This window comes from Streptomyces cavernae, from assembly GCF_004023625.1.
Taxonomy (GTDB): Bacteria; Actinomycetota; Actinomycetes; order Streptomycetales; family Streptomycetaceae; genus Streptomyces; species Streptomyces cavernae.
Genome location: NZ_RPDJ01000026.1, coordinates 41,062 through 59,699 on the forward strand (window position 1 = coordinate 41,062; position 18,638 = coordinate 59,699).

At 71.1% G+C, this 18,638-nt stretch carries 13 protein-coding genes; 3 read left to right on the forward strand and 10 right to left on the reverse strand.

Translation table 11 applies throughout. The features are described from left to right. Positions 1 to 437 precede the first annotated feature (437 nt). Positions 438 to 1,094, forward strand: a complete 657-nt coding sequence (locus EF387_RS30850) for a hypothetical protein (protein ID WP_128379935.1) — start codon at positions 438 to 440, stop codon at positions 1,092 to 1,094. Positions 1,095 to 1,122: 28 nt separating this feature from the next. Here EF387_RS30850 and EF387_RS30855 read toward each other — a convergent pair whose 3' ends face one another. The 9 genes from EF387_RS30855 to EF387_RS30895 all read right to left on the reverse strand — a co-directional run bounded on the left by EF387_RS30855 (position 1,123) and on the right by EF387_RS30895 (position 12,701). Beyond that, complete coding sequence (locus EF387_RS30855) at positions 1,123 to 2,664, reverse strand: NCS1 family nucleobase:cation symporter-1 (RefSeq protein WP_128379936.1); 1,542 nt, start codon at positions 2,662 to 2,664, stop codon at positions 1,123 to 1,125. A gap of 134 nt (positions 2,665 to 2,798) precedes the next feature. Beyond that, positions 2,799 to 3,821, reverse strand: a complete 1,023-nt coding sequence (locus EF387_RS30860; protein ID WP_128379937.1) for a TIGR03842 family LLM class F420-dependent oxidoreductase — start codon at positions 3,819 to 3,821, stop codon at positions 2,799 to 2,801. A gap of 24 nt (positions 3,822 to 3,845) precedes the next feature. Further along, a complete protein-coding gene (gene hydA, locus EF387_RS30865; protein WP_128379938.1) occupies positions 3,846 to 5,249 on the reverse strand; it encodes a dihydropyrimidinase in 1,404 nt (467 codons plus the stop codon). Positions 5,250 to 5,388: 139 nt separating this feature from the next. Then, positions 5,389 to 6,231, reverse strand: coding sequence for a nitrilase-related carbon-nitrogen hydrolase (locus EF387_RS30870; RefSeq protein WP_128379939.1), 843 nt, complete (start codon positions 6,229 to 6,231; stop codon positions 5,389 to 5,391). Between the two features lie 179 nt (positions 6,232 to 6,410). Further along, positions 6,411 to 7,964, reverse strand: coding sequence for a PucR family transcriptional regulator (locus EF387_RS30875; protein ID WP_128379940.1), 1,554 nt, complete (start codon positions 7,962 to 7,964; stop codon positions 6,411 to 6,413). 200 nt (positions 7,965 to 8,164) lie between these two features. Beyond that, entirely contained in the window at positions 8,165 to 9,466 is a 1,302-nt protein-coding gene (locus tag EF387_RS30880) for an aspartate aminotransferase family protein (RefSeq protein ID WP_128379941.1), read from the reverse strand. Further along, positions 9,463 to 10,305 carry a nitrilase-related carbon-nitrogen hydrolase gene (locus EF387_RS30885; protein WP_128379942.1) on the reverse strand — a complete coding sequence of 281 codons (843 nt, stop codon included), beginning with the start codon at positions 10,303 to 10,305 and terminating at the stop codon, positions 9,463 to 9,465. Before EF387_RS30885 ends, EF387_RS30880 begins: the two co-directional genes overlap by 4 nt. A 271-nt stretch (positions 10,306 to 10,576) precedes the next feature. Next, positions 10,577 to 12,271, reverse strand: coding sequence for a hypothetical protein (locus EF387_RS30890; protein WP_128379943.1), 1,695 nt, complete (start codon positions 12,269 to 12,271; stop codon positions 10,577 to 10,579). 178 nt (positions 12,272 to 12,449) lie between these two features. Then, positions 12,450 to 12,701: a helix-turn-helix domain-containing protein gene (locus EF387_RS30895; RefSeq protein WP_128379944.1), complete on the reverse strand. Its 252-nt coding sequence runs from the start codon at positions 12,699 to 12,701 to the stop codon at positions 12,450 to 12,452. 32 nt (positions 12,702 to 12,733) lie between these two features. On the opposite strand from EF387_RS30895, the gene map reads away from it, so the two are divergent. Both map and EF387_RS30905 read left to right on the forward strand, forming a co-directional pair. After that, complete coding sequence (gene map, locus EF387_RS30900; RefSeq protein ID WP_128379945.1) at positions 12,734 to 13,519, forward strand: type I methionyl aminopeptidase; 786 nt, start codon at positions 12,734 to 12,736, stop codon at positions 13,517 to 13,519. 233 nt (positions 13,520 to 13,752) lie between these two features. Then, on the forward strand, positions 13,753 to 16,464 hold the full coding sequence (locus EF387_RS30905) for an ATP-dependent Clp protease ATP-binding subunit (protein ID WP_128379946.1): 2,712 nt from the start codon (positions 13,753 to 13,755) through the stop codon (positions 16,462 to 16,464). Positions 16,465 to 16,721: 257 nt separating this feature from the next. On the opposite strand, the gene ggt is transcribed toward EF387_RS30905, so the two are convergent. After that, on the reverse strand, positions 16,722 to 18,548 hold the full coding sequence (ggt, locus tag EF387_RS30910; RefSeq protein ID WP_128379947.1) for a gamma-glutamyltransferase: 1,827 nt from the start codon (positions 18,546 to 18,548) through the stop codon (positions 16,722 to 16,724). Between the last annotated feature and the right edge of the window lie 90 nt (positions 18,549 to 18,638).

The window sequence follows — 18,638 nt, forward strand, 5'->3', positions numbered from 1 at the left end:
AGCCCGGCTCGGTGTCCGTGTCGGTGTCGGTGTGGGCTTGCGCTCGGGATTTCGTTCGCGGTCCAGTTCGCCGGAGAGCCCGCAGCCGGTGAGGAGCAGGAGCGCGGACAAGGAGGCGGCGAGGCGGAGCCCGCGTCCGGCCGGTCGCCCTTGGGCGGCCGGTAATCCCTGTCCGGCCGATGGCCCGCGCCGTGGGGGTGTTCCGCGTTCTCCGGGTATCCTGCGCCTGCTGGTGGATATCCGGCGTCCGATGGATGTCCGGCGTCTGGCCGATATGACCGTCATCCGACGATCATGCCACGAGCAACAGCACGTCACAGTGACCGCACAGCCACGCTGCGAGTTTTCACTACCACCTCACAGGCATGCGTGTGACACTGTCGTTTCCCCACCCCGAGTGCGGCTCTGAGGGCCGACCCGATTGCGAGAAGTGCGCTGTGCGTTCTCTTCCCCTGCCGCTCACCCTGGGCGCGCGCCTGCTGCCGGTCGCCGTGCTGGCGTCCATGGGCTGGGCCCTGTCCTCGGGCCCGTTCGCCTCGACCCCGGCCGCGGATGACGACAAGAAGCCGCAGAGCGAGTCGACGACCGCCCCGTCCAGAACGGCGGCGCCGATGACGTACCGCACCTCGCCCGAACCCTGTCGCGGGATCAGCCAGGCCACGGTGAAGTCGCTGGTGCCGGGTGCCAAGACGGCCGGCAAGGAGATCCCGTCGACCGACAAGACGCTGCGCCGCACCTGCTCGTGGAACGCGCTGAAGGGCTTCGACTACCGCTGGCTGGACGTCTCGTACGAACTCAAGAAGTCCGACGAGGCGGCCCGGAGCGCCTACGGGCAGCGTCTCGAGGAGAAGGGCGGTGGCGGCGCGGTCCCCGGTCTCGGCGACACGGGCTACTCCGTCGTGAACCTCACCACCAAGGACAAGCAGCAGACGCGCGAGGGTGTGGTGGTCACTCGCGTGTCCAACGCCCTGGTCGTCGTCACGTACAACGGCAGTGACTTCGAGACGAAGAAGGCACCCAGCACGGACGAGATCAACAAGGGCGCCATCAAGGCCGCCAAGGAGGCGGTGGCCGCGCTGGAGAAGGCCCAGTAGGGTCCTCCCCCGGCGTCGGCCCTCCGCATCAGACGTGCCCGCGGCGCTGCCCGGACATCAGGACCACGTACAGCACCAGCGACGAGGCCAGTCCTATCGCCCACCCGTAGTCCGCGAGCGGCTTGAGGAACGGGATCAGGCCGTCGACCGGGAACGGGCCCTGCTTCGCGCCCTCGGCGTCCACGTTCGAGTACGAGCCGCCGACGGCGAGCACACCGCCGACCACGAAGGCCAGCACCGCGCGCCAGTTCCAGCCGGACGAGTACCAGTAGCGCCCGCCGGAGCGGTAGAGGTCCGCGAGGTCGAGCACGGTACGGCGGATGATCCAGTAGTCGGCGATGAGGATGCCCGCGACCGTGCCGAGGAGACCGCCGACCACGCCGAGCCAGGTGAAGATGTAGAACTCGGGCGTGGAGATCAGCTTCCACGGGAAGATCAGGACACCGATGACACCGGTGATCAGCGCGCCCGTACGGAAGTTGATGAGCTTCGGGGCCAGGTTGGCCAGGTCGTACGCGGGCGAGACCACGTTCGCCGCGATGTTCACGGAGACCGTGGCGATCAGCACGGTGATGAGCGCGAACAGCAGACCGAAGGTGTTGTCCGTCTTGGCGGCGAGGGCGACCGGGTCCCAGATCGCCTCGCCGTAGACCACCTCGGAGCCGGATGTGACCAGCACGGCGAGGATCGCGAACAGCGTCATCGTGGTGGGCAGGCCCAGGGACTGGCCCCAGGTCTGTGCCTTCTGGCTGCGGCCGAAGCGGGTGAAGTCCGGGATGTTGAGGGACAGCGTGGACCAGAAGCCGATCATGCCCATCAGGGACGGGAAGAAGACCGGCCAGAAGTCGTCACCCCAGCCGAGCTTCGACGGCTGGTCAAGCAGCTGTCCGAAGCCGTCGGCCTTGACCGCGATCCAGATCAGCAGCACGAACGCGCCGACTATCACGAAGGGCGCGGCCCAGTTCTCGAAGTGCCGCAGGAAGTCCATACCGCGGTAGATGATGGCCATCTGCACGACCCAGAAGAGGACGAAGCACAGCCACAATGGCCACGGGTTGCCGGCGATCTTCCCGGCGTTCTCCCACCCACCGCCGGTGAGCTTGGAGCCGAGCGCGAAGATGCCGCTGCCGCCGATCCAGGTCTGGATGCCGAACCAGCCGCAGGCCACGGCCGCGCGGATCAGCGCCGGGATGTTGGCGCCGCGCACACCGAAGGACGCGCGGGCGAGCACCGGGAAGGGGATGCCGTACTTGGGTCCGGCATGACCGGTGGCCAGCATCGGCAGCAGCACTATGACGTTGGCCAGGGCGATGGTGAAGACGGCCTGCTTCCAGTCCATTCCCAGGGCGACCAGGCCGGAGGCCAGGGTCCAGCTCGGGATGCAGTGGGCCATGGAGATCCACAGGGCCGCGAAGTTGTACGTCGTCCACTTGCGTTCGGAGACCGGGACGGGGCGCAGGTCCTCGTTGGCGAAGGGGCTGTCGGCGGGGAAGGCCTCGGGGGCGAGCTCGATCCGGCCGTCGGCGTCGGCGGTCTGGGTCGTCAGCCCCGTGGGGACGGTGTCGGTCATGGGCAGGCCAATCGATCAGGGGGACGGAAAAGGCCGTGCGGGGGCCCTTGCCCCTCCCCGGGACCGTGGGGAGGGGTGACGAGGGGTGGGGGGCTGGGACGGAGCGGGAACAACCGGTGACGACGCGGGGGCGCTCAGGAGTTGACGGCCGGGATCACCGTGGATCCGTAGACGTCGATGACGCGTTCCTGAGCGTCGTGCATGTCGTAGACGGCGAACTGGTCGACGCCCAGCTCGCGCAGCGCGTGCAGCTTCTCGATGTGCTTCTCGGCCGGCCCGATGACGCAGAACCGGTCGACGATCTCGTCGGGCACGAACTGGGTGTCGGGGTTGCCGCTGCGTCCGTGGTGGGAGTAGTCGTAGCCCTCACGGGCCTTGATGTAGTCGGTGAGTTCGTCCGGAACGGCGGCGGAGTGCTCGCCGTACTTGGCGACCAGGTCGGCGACGTGGTTGCCGACCATCCCGCCGAACCAGCGGCACTGCTCACGGGCGTGGGCGAGCGCCTGAGGCGAGTCGTCCTCGGTGACGTAGGCGGGCGCGGCGACACAGATCTTGACGTCGGACGGGTCGCGTCCGGCCGCGGCGGCCGCGTCCTTGACGGCCTTGACCATGTACTCCGTCAGATACAGGTCGGCGAGCTGGAGGATGAAACCGTCCGCCTCCTCACCGGTCATCTTCAGCGCCTTGGGTCCGTACGCGGCCATCCACACCGGCAGCCGGGCGCCCGGCTTGATCCAGGGGAAGCTGATGACCGTGCCACCGCCGAGGTCGGCCTCCTCGCCGCTGCCGAGCGCCCGGATCACCTTCATGGCGTCGCTGATCCGGGCCAGGGTGTTGGGCTTGCGGCCCGCGACCCGCATCGCCGAGTCGCCGCGTCCGATACCGCAGATGGTGCGGTTGCCGAACATGTCGTTGAGGGTGGCGAAGGTGGAGGCGGTGACCTCCCAGGTGCGGGTGCCCGGGTTGGTGACCATCGGACCGACGGTCAGCTTCTCCGTGCTGCTGAGGATCTGGCTGTAGATGACGAAGGGTTCCTGCCACAGCACCGCGGAGTCGAAGGTCCAGCCGTGGGTGAAGCCGTTTTCCTCGGCGCGCTTCATCAGGCTGATGACCTTCGAGGCCGGTGGGTCCGTCTGCAGGACGAGTCCGAAGTCCATGTGCCGCGCTCCTGGTCCGGGTTCTCAGTTCAGATACTGACAGGTGGAGCGGGGGGTGTAGACGCCGTGTCCCGCGCGTCCGGTGAACTCCCGCTCGGTGATGACGAGTTCGCCGCGTGAGAGCACGGTCTCCACCCGTCCGGTGACGCGCTTGCCCTCGTACGCCGAGTAGTCGACGTTCATGTGGTGGGTCTCGGCGGACATGACCTGCTCGGCGCTCGGGTCGTAGATGACGACGTCGGCGTCGGCGCCCGGGGCGATGGTGCCCTTCTTCGGGTACAGGCCGAACATCCGGGCCGGGGTCGCGCAGGCGATCTCGATCCAGCGGCGGCGCGAGATGTGTCCGTCGACGACGGCCTGGTGCAGCAGGTCCATACGGTTCTCGACGCCCGGCAGACCGTTGGGGATCTTGGAGAAGTCGCCGCGGCCGAGTTCCTTCTGCCCGACGAAGCAGAAGGGGCAGTGGTCGGTGGAGACCACCTGAAGGTCGTTGGTGCGCAGGCCCTTCCACAGCTGGGCCTGGTGCTCGCGCGGCCGCAGCGGAGTGGAGCACACGTACTTGGCGCCCTCGAAGTCCGGTTCGGCGAGGTTGTCGGTGGAGAGGAACAGGTACTGCGGGCAGGTCTCGCCGAAGACGTTCAGGCCGTCGTCGCGGGCCTTGGCCAGTTCGGCGACCGCCTCCATGGCCGAGACGTGCACCACGTACAGGGGTGCGCCCGCGACCTGGGCGAGCTTGATGGCGCGGTGGGTGGCCTCGGCCTCCAGCAGCGCCTTGCGGACCTCTCCGTGGAAGCGCGGATCGGTCTCGCCCCGGGCCAGCGCCTGTTCGACGAGGACGTCGATCGCGATGCCGTTCTCGGCGTGCATCATGATCAGTCCGCCGTTCTCGGCGGAGCGCTGCATGGCGCGCAGGATCTGGCCGTCGTCGCTGTAGAAGACGCCGGGGTAGGCCATGAACTGCTTGAAGGAGGTCACGCCCTCCTCCACCAGCAGGTCCATCTCCTTCAGCGTCTCCTCGTTGACGTCGGAGACGATCATGTGGAAGCCGTAGTCGATGGCGCACTTGCCGTCGGCCTTGGCATTCCAGGCGTCGAGTCCCTCGCGCAGCGAGTGGCCCACGCTCTGCACCGCGAAGTCGATGATGGTGGTGGTGCCGCCCCAGGCGGCGGCCCGGGTGCCGGTCTCGAAGGTGTCGGAGGCGAAGGTGCCGCCGAACGGCAGCTCCATGTGGGTGTGGGCGTCGACTCCGCCCGGGATGACGTACTTGCCGGTGGCGTCTATGGTCCGCTCGGCCGTCCAGGAGCCGGCGGCGTCGGTGCCTGACGCGGCGAGCGCCGCGATACGGCCGTCCTCGATGAGGACGTCGGCGTGGATTTCGTCGGACGCGGTGATGACGAGACCACCGCGGATGACGGTACGGCTGCTCATGCGTTGACGCTCCGCTCGGTTGTGGTCGGAAAGTGCGGATGGGTGGGGATGTCCCCGGCTCGAACGCGGTTCAGAGCCTGGGGGAGGCTGGTCGCGCCCACGCGGCGGGGCCGCAGGGTGTTGCGGCCCCGCGCCCCTGTCACGGAGCCGTGAGCGGCTCGTACGCTCCCGGCGCGCGGTCGCGGTAGAACTGCCAGCGGTCGCGGACCTCGCGCAGCTTGGCCAGGTCGAGGTCGCGCACGACGAGTTCGGTCTCCTTGTCGCTCGCGACCTCCCCGACGAACTGCGCCTCCGGGTCCACGAAGTACGAGGTGCCGTAGAAGTCGTTGGTGCCGTACTCCTCCACGCCCACGCGGTTGATGGCGCCCACGAAGTACTCGTTGGCGACGGCCGCCGCCGGCTGCTCCAACTGCCAGAGGTAGCCGGACAGTCCGCGTGAGGTGGCCGAGGGGTTGAAGACGATCTCGGCACCCGCGAGGCCGAGCGCGCGCCAGCCCTCCGGGAAGTGGCGGTCGTAGCAGATGTAGACGCCGATCCTGCCCGCCTTGGTGTCGAAGACCGGCCAACCGCTGTTGCCCGGGCGGAAGTAGAACTTCTCCCAGAACCCCTCGACCTGCGGGATGTGGGTCTTGCGGTACTTCCCGAGGTAGGAGCCGTCCGCGTCGATCACCGCGGCGGTGTTGTAGAGGACGCCGGGCTGCTCCTCCTCGTACATCGGCAGGACCAGGACGATGCCCAGTTCCTTGGCGAGCGCCTGGAAACGCTTGACGATCGGGCCGTCCGGGATCTGCTCGGCGTACTCGTAGAACGCCTTGTCCTGGACCTGGCAGAAATAGGGCCCGTAGAACAGCTCCTGGAAACACAGGACCTGGGCGCCCTGCGCGGCGGCGTCGCGGGCCGCCTGCTCGTGGACCTGGATCATGGATTCCTTGTCGCCGGTCCACGCGGTCTGGAAGACGGCGGCACGGATCACTCTGCTCATCGGGACCTCCGGTAGCTCGGTGTGCGGCGAGCGTAGGGGGGCCCGCGGGGCGGATTGAGTTGCACCGTGTCACGTCTCGGGGCGCCGGGCGTGCCACCGTGTCACCCTTGCAAGACCCCATGTTTCACCGCCGTTTTCCCAGGTAGTGCTGTGTTTCCCCGCTGTTTCCCGGCGTCGTGTCAGCCCCGTTGCGCGTCGTGTGCGAGGAGGGCGATGTGTACCGACGCGGCCTGCTCGAAATCGTCCAGGTCGACACCGAGCAGGGCCTGTATGGCTTCCAGCCGGCGGTACAGCGCCGGGCGGCTGACATGGTGCAGTTGGGCGGTACGGGACTTGTTCCGGCCCGTGGCGAGATACGTCCGCAGCACGGAGAACAGGTCCGGGTCGGCCCGGCTGAGCAGTCCGTCCAACTCGCGCTCCGCGAAGGACTGGACCTGCGGGTCGTCCCGCAACAGCCGGATCAGGCCCCGCAGATGAACGTCCTTCAGTCGGACGACCGCCGGGAGGTTCAGCGCGGCCGAGGAGTCGGCCACGGCGTCCGCCACGTGCTGGGCCTCGCGCACCCCGGCGGGGACGTCCTCCCACGCGGTCCGCGCGTCCGCCGCGGCGACGACCGTGCGCTCCGCCCCCGCCTCCGTGCGCAGCCGGGTGGCGAAGTGCGCCGACAGCGCCTCGGCGTCCTGGTCCCGGGCGAGGCTGAGCAGCACGGCGGTGGCCGAGTCGGCCAGCTCGGCGACCAGCCCGGGCAGTCCCAGCAGCCGCAGCACACGGTCGAGCCGGCCGGTGTCCGCGCCCCGGACCACCATCGGCACGAACGTGCGGTAGTTGACCGGGAGCCCCGCGGCGCGGACCCGGGGCAGGAGTTGCCGGGCCGGCACGATCCCGCTCACCAGGTCGGTCAGCAGGCTCTGCGCGGACTGTTCCTCCCAGGTGTGCACCGCCCCGCCGAGCATGCGGTGCAGCACCAGCGCCTCGGCCGCCCGGTCGGCCAGCAGCCGTCCCGTCTCGGCGTCACCGCGGTAGCCGCACAGGACGATGCGGCCCCAGCGCTCGCCGCGCCCGCCCAGTTCCGCCCGGATCCAGCCGTCGCCCTCGTTGCCGCCCGCCTGCCGGGCGATCCGCTCCCAGTCGCGCAGCACGTCGTCGACCGCCGACCGCTCCCCCGCCGTGGCGAGCACCCGGTGCGCGAGGTTGGTGACGACGACGGGGCAGCCGCTGTGCCCGGCCACCTCGTCGAGCAGCTGCTGCAGCGGGGCGCCCGCGGTGATCAGCCCGGTGAGCGCGGTCCGCACGGCCTCCGACAGGCTGACCGCCGCGAACTTGCGCCGTACCAGCCGGGACTGGACCTCCTCTGTGAGGTCGGCGAAGGGGAATGGCCGGTGCAGCACCACCATGGGCAGCCCGCAGCGCTCCGCCGCCCGGCGCATCACCTCCGGCGGCGCGGGGAAGGCCCGGCCGAGCCCGAGGACGACGGCCGCGGCCTCCGCGCGGTGCAGTGAGCGGATGTACTCGGCCTGTGCCTCCGGATCGCCGGCCAGCAGCACCCCGGTGGTGAGGACCATCTCGCCGCCGGAGAGCATCACACCGACGTCGGCGGCCTCGGCGACGTGCACCCAGCGCACCGGCCGGTCGAGCTGGGCCGCGCCGGCCACCACCTCGGGCTCCCCCGCCAGCACCCGTTCCAGGCTGAGGACCTGGCGGACCGACAGGGTGGGTTCCAAGGAGGTGGCCATGGCGACATTCCCCTTTTTTCTGTGGCTCGGTTCGCCTGGGGGGCGCCGGAGCCTGTGCGGAGGGCCCGAGCGTGCTCAGCTCCTCGACACAGGCGCGCCCCTTCGGCTCACTCGCCTTGCTCCGGTGCTACTCAGGACACCCCATGACCGGCCATGTCATGACGTGCCGCGCCAGACGTACCGCATGATGACAGACCATGTCAGGACAGGACTCTCCGCAGCGCCTGCTCGAGGATCTCGGCACCCTCCTCCGCCTCGGCGACGGTGAGCGAGAGCGGCGGGGCGACACGCAGTGCGCTGGTGTTGTGGCCACCGCCCTTGCCGATCAGCAGCCCGCCCTCGCGGGCCGCCTCCAGCACGGCCGCGGCGGCGTCCGGGTCGGCGGCGTCGGTGCCGGGCCTGACCAGTTCGACACCGATCATCAGGCCGCGCCCGCGTACCTCCCGTACCCCCGGGAGCTGTGCGGCGACGGCCCGCAGCCGCTCGATGAGCAGTCCGCCGACGCGCCGGGCGTTGCCCTGCAGATCGTGTTCGAGGAGGTAGGTGAGGTTGGCGAGGCCCGCGGCCATGGTGATCTGGGTGCCGCCGAAGGTGGAGATGGAGTTGGAGTCGAGGCAGTTCATGATCTCGGCGCGGGCGACGACACCGCCGATGGAGCTGCCGTTGCCGATGCCCTTGGCGAAGGTGAGGATGTCCGGCGGACCGCTCCGGGCGTGTGCCTGCCAGCCCCAGAAGTGGTCGCCGGTGCGGCCCCAGCCGGTCTGCACCTCGTCGGCGATCCACAGGATGCCGCGCGGGTTGAGGACCTCGCGGAAGGCCGCGTAGAGGCCGTCGGGCGGGGAGGTGAAACCGCCGACGCCCTGGATCGGTTCGGCGATCAGGGCCGCGGGCGGACGGCCGTGACCGAGCAGGTCCTCCAAGTCCGCGACGCAGGCGGCGATGAAGTCGGCGTCGCTGAGGTGGGCGTACGGGCCGCGGGTGCGGACGCCGCCGTGTACGTAGAGGGTCTGCAGAGGTGACAGCGATGTCGGCGACCAGCCCCTGTTGCCGGTGATGCCGACCGCGCTGAACGAGCGGCCGTGGTAGCTGTTGCGCATCGCGAGGATCTGGTTGCTGCGCCGGTACGCCGTCGCGAGCAGCAGCGCCGTGTCGTTGGCCTCCGTGCCAGAGGTGGTGAAGAAGACCCGTGCGTCCGGGATGCCGGACAGCTGGGCGATGCGCTCGGCGAGCTCGACCATCGGCCGGTTGAGGTAGAGGGTCGAGGAGTGCAGGATCCGCCCGGCCTGGTCGCTGATCGCCTTGGTGACCTCGGGCAGGGCGTGCGCGGTCATCGTGGTCAGGATCCCGCCGAAGAAGTCGAGGTACTTGTTGCCCTCGGCGTCCCAGACGTGGCGGCCCTCGCCATGGGTGATCTCGATCGGCTCGTCGTAGTAGAGCGCGAGCCACTCGGGCAGCACGGCCTTGTGCCGCTCGTGGAGGTCGTTCGACGGATGGGGTGTCATGGCTGCACCAGCCCTTCGTACGCGTCGGGGCGGCGGTCGCGGTAGAACGCCCACTGCTGCCGCACTTCCTCGATGAGGTCGAAGTCGAGGTCGCGTACGACCAGTTCCTCCGTCTTGTCGTCGGCGATCTCCCCCACAAACTGTCCACGCGGGTCGACGAAGTAACTCGATCCGTAGAAGTCGTTGTCGCCGTACTCCTCCCGCCCGACGCGGTTGATGGCAGCGATGAAGTACTCGTTGGCGACCGCCGCGGCCGGCTGCTCAAGCTGCCACAGGTACGACGACAGGCTCCGCGAGGTGGCCGACGGATTGTACACCAACTGGGCGCCGTTCAAGCCGAGTTGCCGCCAGCCCTCGGGGAAGTGGCGGTCGTAGCAGATGTAGACGCCCACCTTGCCGACGGCGGTGTCGAAGACGGGCCAGCCGAGGTTGCCCGGTTTGAAGTAGTACTTCTCCCAGAAGCCCTTGACCTGCGGGATGTGATGCTTGCGGTACTTGCCGAGGTACGAGCCGTCCGCGTCGATCACGGCCGCGGTGTTGAAGTAGAAGCCGGACTGCTCGACCTCGAAGACGGGGACGACGACGACCATCCCGGTCTCGCGGGCGAGGTCCTGCATCCGGCGCACGGTCGGCCCGTCGGGCACGGGCTCGGCCCAGCGGTAGTGCTCCGGCTCCTGGACCTGGCAGAAGTAGGGCGCGTTGAACACTTCCTGGAAGCCGATGATCCGCGCCCCCTGCCGGGCGGCCTCGCGGGCGTGCTCCTCGTGCTTGGCGACCATGGACGCGGTGTCGCCGGTCCAGGTCGCCTGGACCAGAGCGGCGCGTACGACGTTGGCCATGAGCTGCTCCTTCGACGGGGACGTCAGAGAGCCTCTACGCCCGTAGACGCAGGCCGTAGAGGCACGAACGTAAGCCGAGCCGCCGGGCTGGGCAAGACCATCGCCGTGAACCGGCTGAGTCGATCACGTTTCCTACCCCAGTGGGTGAGTGGCCAGCGCCGTGGGTGAAGGGCCCTTCATTCCTCCCCAGCTTCCCGCCGGCGGGTGCCCGTCGCCAAGTGGTGGGCGCCGTCTCCGGTCGGTGGCGTTCCGTCGGCGGGCGAGTGCCGGGTCAGGCGGTGAGCCCTGCCATGCGCACGGCGTGGAGGAGGTCCCGGTGGTGTTCCTGCGAGACGCCGCGGGCCGCCTCCAGCAGGAGGGGGACGAGCCGGTCGGGTGCGACGGCGGCACTCCGGGCGGCGTCCGCGGGCGGGCGGATGCGGACGTACGCGTCGAGCAGGGAGCGCGCCTCGCCGCGCCGGCCCTCCTCGACGAGGCCCAGCGCGGCCTCGCCGATCTCCTCGGCCGGGCGGGTGACGCCCTGGCGCAGCATCTGCTCGCCGTCCGCGGCACGGCCCGCCGCGGCGAGGGCCGCGGCCACGGCGACCAGCCGGTGCGGGGGCAGCGACGCGGCCTCCCAGAGCAGGGTGGCCCAGTCCGCGGAGAGCCCGGCGCGCTGCAGTTGGTCGGCGAGCAGCGGGAAGCGGTCGGCCGGCCAGTGCGCCGCCTCGACGAGGACTCCGTGCGCCTCGCCGCCGCGGCCCTCGGTGCGCAGCCGGACCAGTGTCGCGACGGTCTCGGCGGTGATCCGGCCGGCCTCGTCGCCGAGCTGCCGCTGCGGCGGCTCGGCCGGCTCTGGCGCCGCGTCGGCGGCCCCGGCGAACCGGGCTCCCCGCGGGGACCGGGAGGCGGGCGCGGGCGAGGGCGCCGCCATGGTGGGTACGGCGACCGGCTCCACAGCCTCCTCCTCCACCATGCCGGCGAACCGGGCGCTGCCGCGGGTGCGGCGCTTGAAGCGTTGTCTGGCCTTGGACTTGGCCTTGGGGCTTGCGTCGGCGTCGGCACCCGGGTCGCCGGGGCCGGGTGCCGGCCCGAATTCGGAGGCCCCAGGGCCTCCGGGGATTCCGGGAGTTCCGGGGATGGCAGGTCTTCCGGGGGTTCCGGGCGTTCTGAGATCTGCGGGGTTCGCGGGGTCCGCGGGCCCCGGAGCACCGGTGTGGGGCCGGGTTTGCCGGGAGGCCGCCATGAAGTCGTCGTCCGGGGTGGCGGGCGCGCCGACGGAGACGTCACCGCGGGAAGGCGCGAGGAACGGGTCGTCCGGGGCCACCGACGGGGCCGTTGTGGGCTCCGGGACGAAGGCCGTGGTGCGCGGGGCGGGAGCCTCGTCGGCCCGGGCCGTGGCGTGGGCGTACGCGTCCGGCTGCCCGGGGGACGGCCGGCGCGCGTCCTCGCGGCCCCGCGGCGGGTGACCGCCGACCGCCCGCCAGGCCAACTCCGCCATACGGGACCGGAGTTCGGCGCAACGTGCGGTTGCGCGTTCATGGTCGTCGGTGGCCCAGGCCAGGTCGAGGCGGATGCCCTCGGCCTCCTGGGGGGAGGTGGCCGAGCCGAGCCTGCGGGTGAGTTCCGCCCGGCGTTCGGCGGCGTGGCGCTGTTCGCGGAGCATCTGGTCGAGGCGGTCGCCGAGTTCCTCCCGCCCGCCGGGCCGCGCGTCGTAGGCCGTGAGGGAGGCGGTGTGCAGCGCCCGGGCCCGCTCCTTCTCCCGGGCGGCGGCGTCCGCTCCGGCCGCGGTGGCGAGGTCCATCAGGAGCGCCTCGACGACGTCCCAGGGCGGAACCTCCGTTCCGTCCAGGCACGCCCGCATACCGTCGGGGTCGCGCTGCCAGAACACCGCACACCAGCCGCCGCGCTGATCGATCCGCATCAGCATCCGGTTCAGATACTGCGCGAACTCCCGCACCTCACCCGGGAGTTGCTCCACCGTCATCAAAGCCCACTCCCGTCACAACGGAGCCCTCCGATGTCGAGGCAACACCAACCGTGTTACAGGGCGGCTACGTTCAGTTTTCGTAGTCGACGCTTTCTGCCGGCGGCGGCAGCCTGTGCGGCCGGGAGGCCGGCGTGGCACACTCCGGCCTCCCGCCCATCCCGGCCCCAACTCACGCTCACGCGACCACGAAGGCACACTGCCCCGCCAGTTCGTCCATCGACAGCCCCAGCACCCCCGCCAGCGCGGCGACGGTGAAGAACGCCGGAGTGGGCGCCCGCCCCGTCTCGATCTTGCGGAGGGTCTCCGCGGAGATGCCCGCCCGAGCGGCGACGTCAGCCATACTGCGCCCGCCCCGGGCCTCGCGCAGCAGCCTGCCGAGGCGCTCGCCGCGCTCGCGCTCTTCCGGGGTCAGAGGATTCCGCACCATGGGCCCATTCTAATACCGGTATAGTAATTGGCATGGTGGAACTGAAGACGGACGCGTCCATCGACGCAATGTACGAAGCGGGACAGGTCGTCGGGAGGGCGCTCACCGCGGTGCGGCGCGCCGCCGAAGTGGGCGTATCGCTGCTGGAGCTGGACGAGATCGCCCACGGGGTACTGCGCGAGGCCGGTGCGGGCTCACCTTTCCTCGGCTACCGCCCCTCCTTCGCCCCCACCCCCTTCCCCGCGGTTATCTGCGCCTCCGTGAACGACGCGATCGTGCACGGCATACCGACCAAGTACCGGCTGCGCGACGGTGACCTGGTCTCCATCGACTGCGGCGCGGAGCTGAACGGCTGGGTCGGCGACTCGGCGATCAGCTTCGTCGTGGGTGAGGCCCGGGCCGCCGACCGGCGCCTTGTGGAGGCGGCCGAGCGGGCCCTGGCCGCAGGCATCGAGGCGGCGGTGGTCGGCAACCGCATCGGGGACATCGCGCACGCGATCGGCTCGGTGTGCCGGGCCGCGGGGTACGGCATCCCCGACGGCTTCGGCGGGCACGGCGTGGGCCGCCGGATGCACGAGGACCCGGGGGTTCCGAACGAGGGCCGCCCCGGTCGCGGGATGCCGCTGCGGCACGGGATGGTCCTGGCCATCGAGCCGATGCTGATCGGCGGCGGCACCGACGGCTACCACGCCGCCCCGGACGGCTGGACGCTGCGGACGAACGACGGCTCCCGCGCCGCCCACACCGAACACACGGTGGCGATCACGAAGACCGGGCCCCGGATCCTCACCGCCCGGCAGGAGTCACACGTGGGTTGACCCGGCCCCCCGCCCGCCCGCGGCCCACATGCGCGCCACCCCACCCGACGGCATGCTGTAAGGGGCACCCATGGTGACGTGAGGGCCCGGGCGCGGCAGGTGTAACCGACGCTGCCCCGGGCACCCGCGTGCGGACCGGCACGTGATCCTCTCCCGAGACTCTCGGCCTCGCCCGAGCGGGGAGGGACCCCGATGGTGTCCCGGCATGCGCCGGAACGCCGGAACGGAGGGCCATGACCAGCGGCTTCCCGGGTCCGCAGGGCTACGGTTCGGACCCCTTCGAAGAGTTCTTGGCACGCTTCTTCGGCGGGCCCCAGCCAAGTCCGCGGCAGATAGACATCGGACGGCTGATGAGCCAGCCGGCCCGGCAGCTGGTGGCCGACGCCGCCGCGTACGCCGCCGAGCACGGCAGTACCGACCTCGACACGCAGCACCTGCTGCGCGCCGCGGTCAAGCTCGAGCCCACCCGCACCCTGCTGGCCCGGGCCGGCGCCGACCCCGACGCGCTGGCCGGCGAGATCGACCAGCGCAGCGGCACCCCCGAACACAAGCCGGGCGAGGCGCCCCCGCCCTCCGCGCTGGCGATGACACCCGCGGTCAAGCGCGCCCTCCTCGACGCCCATGACCTGGCCCGGTCCCGCGGCACCGGCTACATCGGCCCCGAGCACGTACTGAGCGCGCTCGCCGCCAACCCCGACTCCGCGGCCGGGCACATCCTGCACACCGCCCGCTTCGGTCCCACCCTGCCGTCCGGTTCGTCGGAAGGCCCGTCGACGCCGCGCACCGAGCGGGGGCTCCCCCAGCCCCGCCCCGAGCCGGCCCCCACCCCGACCCTGGACAAGTACGGCCGGGACCTCACCGACCTCGCCCGTCAGGGCCGTATCGACCCGGTCATCGGCCGCGAGGACGAGATCGAGCAGACCGTGGAGGTGCTGTCCCGGCGGGGCAAGAACAACCCGGTCCTGATCGGTGACGCAGGCGTGGGCAAGACCGCCATCGTGGAGGGCCTGGCCCAGCGGATCGCCGAGGGCGACGTGCCGGACATCCTCACCGGACGCCGGGTCGTCGCCCTGGATCTGGCCGGAGTGGTCGCCGGCACCCGCTACCGCGGGGACTTCGAGGAGCGGCTGAACAACATCGTCGAGGAGATCCGCACCCACTCCGACTCCCTGATCGTCTTCATCGACGAACTGCACACCGTCGTCGGCGCCGGCGCCGGCGGCGAGGGCGGGGCGATGGACGCGAGCAACATCCTCAAGCCCCCGCTGGCCCGCGGCGAACTGCACATCGTGGGGGCCACGACGCTGGAGGAGTACCGCCGCATCGAGAAGGACGCGGCACTGGCCCGCCGCTTCCAGCCGATCCTGGTGCCGGAGCCGTCGGTCGCGGACGCGGTGGAGATCCTGCGCGGGCTGCGCGACCGCTACGAGGCCCACCACCAGGTCCGCTACACCGACGATGCGCTGATCGCCGCCGTCGAACTGTCCGACCGCTACCTCACCGAGCGCCATCTGCCGGACAAGGCCATCGACCTCATGGACCAGGCCGGCGCCCGGGTACGGCTGCGCGCTCGCACCAAGGGCACCGACGTACGGGCCCTCGAACGGGAGATCGAGCAACTCGTCCGGGACAAGGACCAGGCGGTCGCCGACGAGCAGTACGAGAAGGCGACACAACTGCGCGACCGCATCAGCGAACTGCGGGCGAAGACCGGGGCCGCCGGACTCGGCGAGGAGGCCGACGAGGGCCAGCACCTCGAGGTCACCGCCGAGCGCATAGCGGAAGTGGTGTCGCAGAAGACCGGCATCCCGGTCCGGCAGCTCACCGAGGAGGAACGCGACCGGCTGCTCGGTCTGGAGGAACACCTGCACCAGCGGGTCATCGGGCAGGACGAGGCGGTCCGCGCGGTGGCCGACGCGGTGCTGCGCTCCCGTGCCGGGCTGTCCAGCCCCGACCGGCCGATCGGCAGTTTCCTCTTCCTCGGCCCGACCGGCGTCGGCAAGACCGAGCTGGCCCGCGCGCTCGCCGAGGCGCTGTTCGGCAGCGAGGAGCGGATGGTCCGGCTGGACATGAGCGAGTACCAGGAGCGGCACACCGTCAGCCGGCTGGTGGGCGCCCCGCCCGGCTACGTGGGCCACGAGGAGGCCGGGCAGCTCACCGAGACCGTGCGCAGGCACCCCTACTCGCTGCTGCTGCTCGACGAGGTCGAGAAGGCCCACCCGGACGTGTTCAACATCCTGCTGCAGGTCCTCGACGACGGCCGGCTCACCGACTCACAGGGCCGCACCGTGAACTTCGCCAACACCGTCGTCGTCATGACCAGCAACCTCGGCTCCGAGGCGATCACCCGGCGCGGTGCCGGTCTGGGCTTCGCCATGGGAGGCGCCGAGGCGGACGAGGAGGCGCGCCGCGAGCGGATCCTGCGCCCGCTGCGCGAACACTTCCGGCCGGAGTTCCTCAACCGCATCGACGAGATCGTCGTCTTCCGGCAGCTCACCCAGGAGCAGTTGCGCCGGATCACGAACCTGCTGCTGGAGGGGACGCGGCGCAGGCTGCACGCCCAGGACGTCACGCTCCAGTTCACCGAGCGGGCCGTCGACTGGCTGGCGCAGCGCGGCCACCAGCCCGAGTACGGGGCCCGGCCGCTGCGCCGCACCATTCAGCGCGAGGTCGACAACCAGCTCTCCCGCATACTCCTGGACGGCCGGATCCCGGCCGGCAGCCTGGTCCTGGTGGACTCCAAGGACGACCGGCTGGTGTTCCGCACCGACGGAGAGGTGCGGTCCGGCGCCGACGGCAGGATCCTGGCCGGCGCCGACGACGAGGACGCGCGGGGCGTCGTGGGCCGCGCCGAGAGCCGGATCCAGCCCCCACCGGCCGGCGGCCCGGAGGCCGGGCCCGGCGCCGCGCCCCCGCCCGGCAGGGACGGCCCGCCTGCCGACTGAGCACGGCGCACGAAGCACCCGCACGGGACCTCACGGGGGCCTCACACGAGGACCTCACACGAGGCCCGCGCGGCGCGCTGCCCGGGTGACACTTCTCGGACGACGCGTTCCCCGGACGGCCTCGCGAACGACGCGCTGCCCGGGGTGCCACCCGGTGCGACGCGCTGCCCGAGGTGCCCGGGGTGGCACCTCTCGAACGACGCGCTGACCGGGGCGGGCGCCTTCCGCCAGGCCTGGGCAGCGGCGCGCCCGTACTGTCACGGTGCCGGCCGCACCACCATCGCCGATCCGCCGCCCCGGCGCACCTTCTCCGCCGCCGCGAGCCACCTGCCGTCCGGAAGCCGCTGGACGCCGGTCGCCGCGCCGATCTCCGAGTTCTGCCGGAAGCCGTGGCCGAGAGCCTCCAGTTGGGCCTTCAGCGGACTGGTCCACAGTCCCGGCTCCAGTTCGGTGGTGGTCTGGTTGCGCTGGCTGGCGCGCGGTGCGGCGATCGCGTCCACCAGGGGCAGACCCCGATCCAGCAGACCGGTCAGGGTCTGCAGGACGGTGGTGATGATGGTCGCGCCGCCCGGTGAGCCGAGCGCCACCACGGGCTTCGCGTTGCGGTCGAGCACGATCGTCGGCGACATCGACGAGCGCGGCCGCTTGCCCGGGCCGGGGAGGTTCGGGTCGTGGACGGCCGGGTTCGCCGGGGTGAAGGAGAAGTCCGTCAGCTCGTTGTTGAGGATGAAGCCGCGGCCGGGGACCGTGATGCCGCTGCCTCCGGTCTGCTCGATGGTGAGCGTGTAGGCGACGACGTTGCCCCACTTGTCGGCCGTCGTCAGGTGCGTCGTGCTCTCGCCCTCGTACGTCGTCGGGGCCGCCGTGCCGGCCGTGGAGCAGGCGGCCGGATCACGCGGGTCGCCGGGCGCCAACGGGCTGGTCAGCACCGCGTCGTCCTTGATCAGGCACTCCCGCGAGTCGGCGTACTTCTGCGACAGCAGCTCCGTCGTCGGCACGTCCTCGAAGGCCGGGTCGCCGACCCAGCGTCCGCGGTCCGCGAAGGCGATCCGGCTCGCCTCGATGTAACGGTGCAGGTACTGAACGTCGCTCGCCTTCGAAAGGTCCGTCCTCTCAAGGATGTTGAGCGCTTCGCCCACCGTGGTGCCGCCGGAGGAGGAGGGTGCCATCCCGTAGACGCCGAAGCCTCGGTAGGAGGTCTTCGTGGGCGCCTGGCGCTTGGTGCGGTAGGCCGCCAGGTCCTTCAGGGACAGCTTGCCGGGGCGGGCGTAGTACCCCGAAGCCGGATCCACCGGAGGCTTGTTGACCGTGGCGACGATGTCCTCGGCCAGCTTGCCCCGGTACAGGGCGCCCGCGCCCTTGCGGCCCAACTCGGCGTAGGTACGGGCCAGATCGGGGTTCTTGAAGGTCGAGCCGACCACGGGCAGTTCGCCGCCCGGCAGGAACAGCTTCGCGGTGTCCGGGAAGTTCCGGAACCGGGCCTGGTTGGATTCGGTCTGCGAGCGGAAGGTGGCGTCGACGGTGAATCCGTCGCGGGCGAGCCGCTCGGCGGGCCTGAGCAGGGTGTCCAGCCGCTTGCTGCCCCAACTGGCCAGCGCCGTCTTCCAGGTGGCAGGCGTGCCGGGGGTGCCGACGCCCAGTCCGCTGGTGACGGCGTCGGCGAACGGGACCGGTCGGCCGTTCTCGACGAAGAGGTTCTCGTCCGCCGTGAGCGGTGCGGTCTCGCGACCGTCGATGGTGTGCACCGTACGGGACTTGGCGTCGTAGTAGACGAAGTAGCCGCCTCCGCCGATGCCCGCCGAATAGGGCTCGGTGACACCGAGGGCGGCGGCGGTGGCGACCGCGGCGTCCACCGCGTTGCCGCCCTTCCTCAGGACCTCGATCCCGGCGGCGGACGCGTCCGCGTCGACGCTGGCGACGGCGCCGCCGTGGCCGACGGCCACGGGGACCTTCTCGACCACCGCCATACCGGCCGCTGCCGGACCGGCCGCCGCCGTATCCGAGTGCGGCGGCGCCGCCCCCACCGACACGACCGCGGCCGAAACCGCCAATAACGTCAGATTCCGCGCGACAGGGCGACGCATGCGTACCTCCAGTCAACAGCCGTCCGCGCAGCGTAACGCTGTTGCCATGATCCCGTCAGGATTGCCGGGCCGTGTCCCGGAGCACCATCC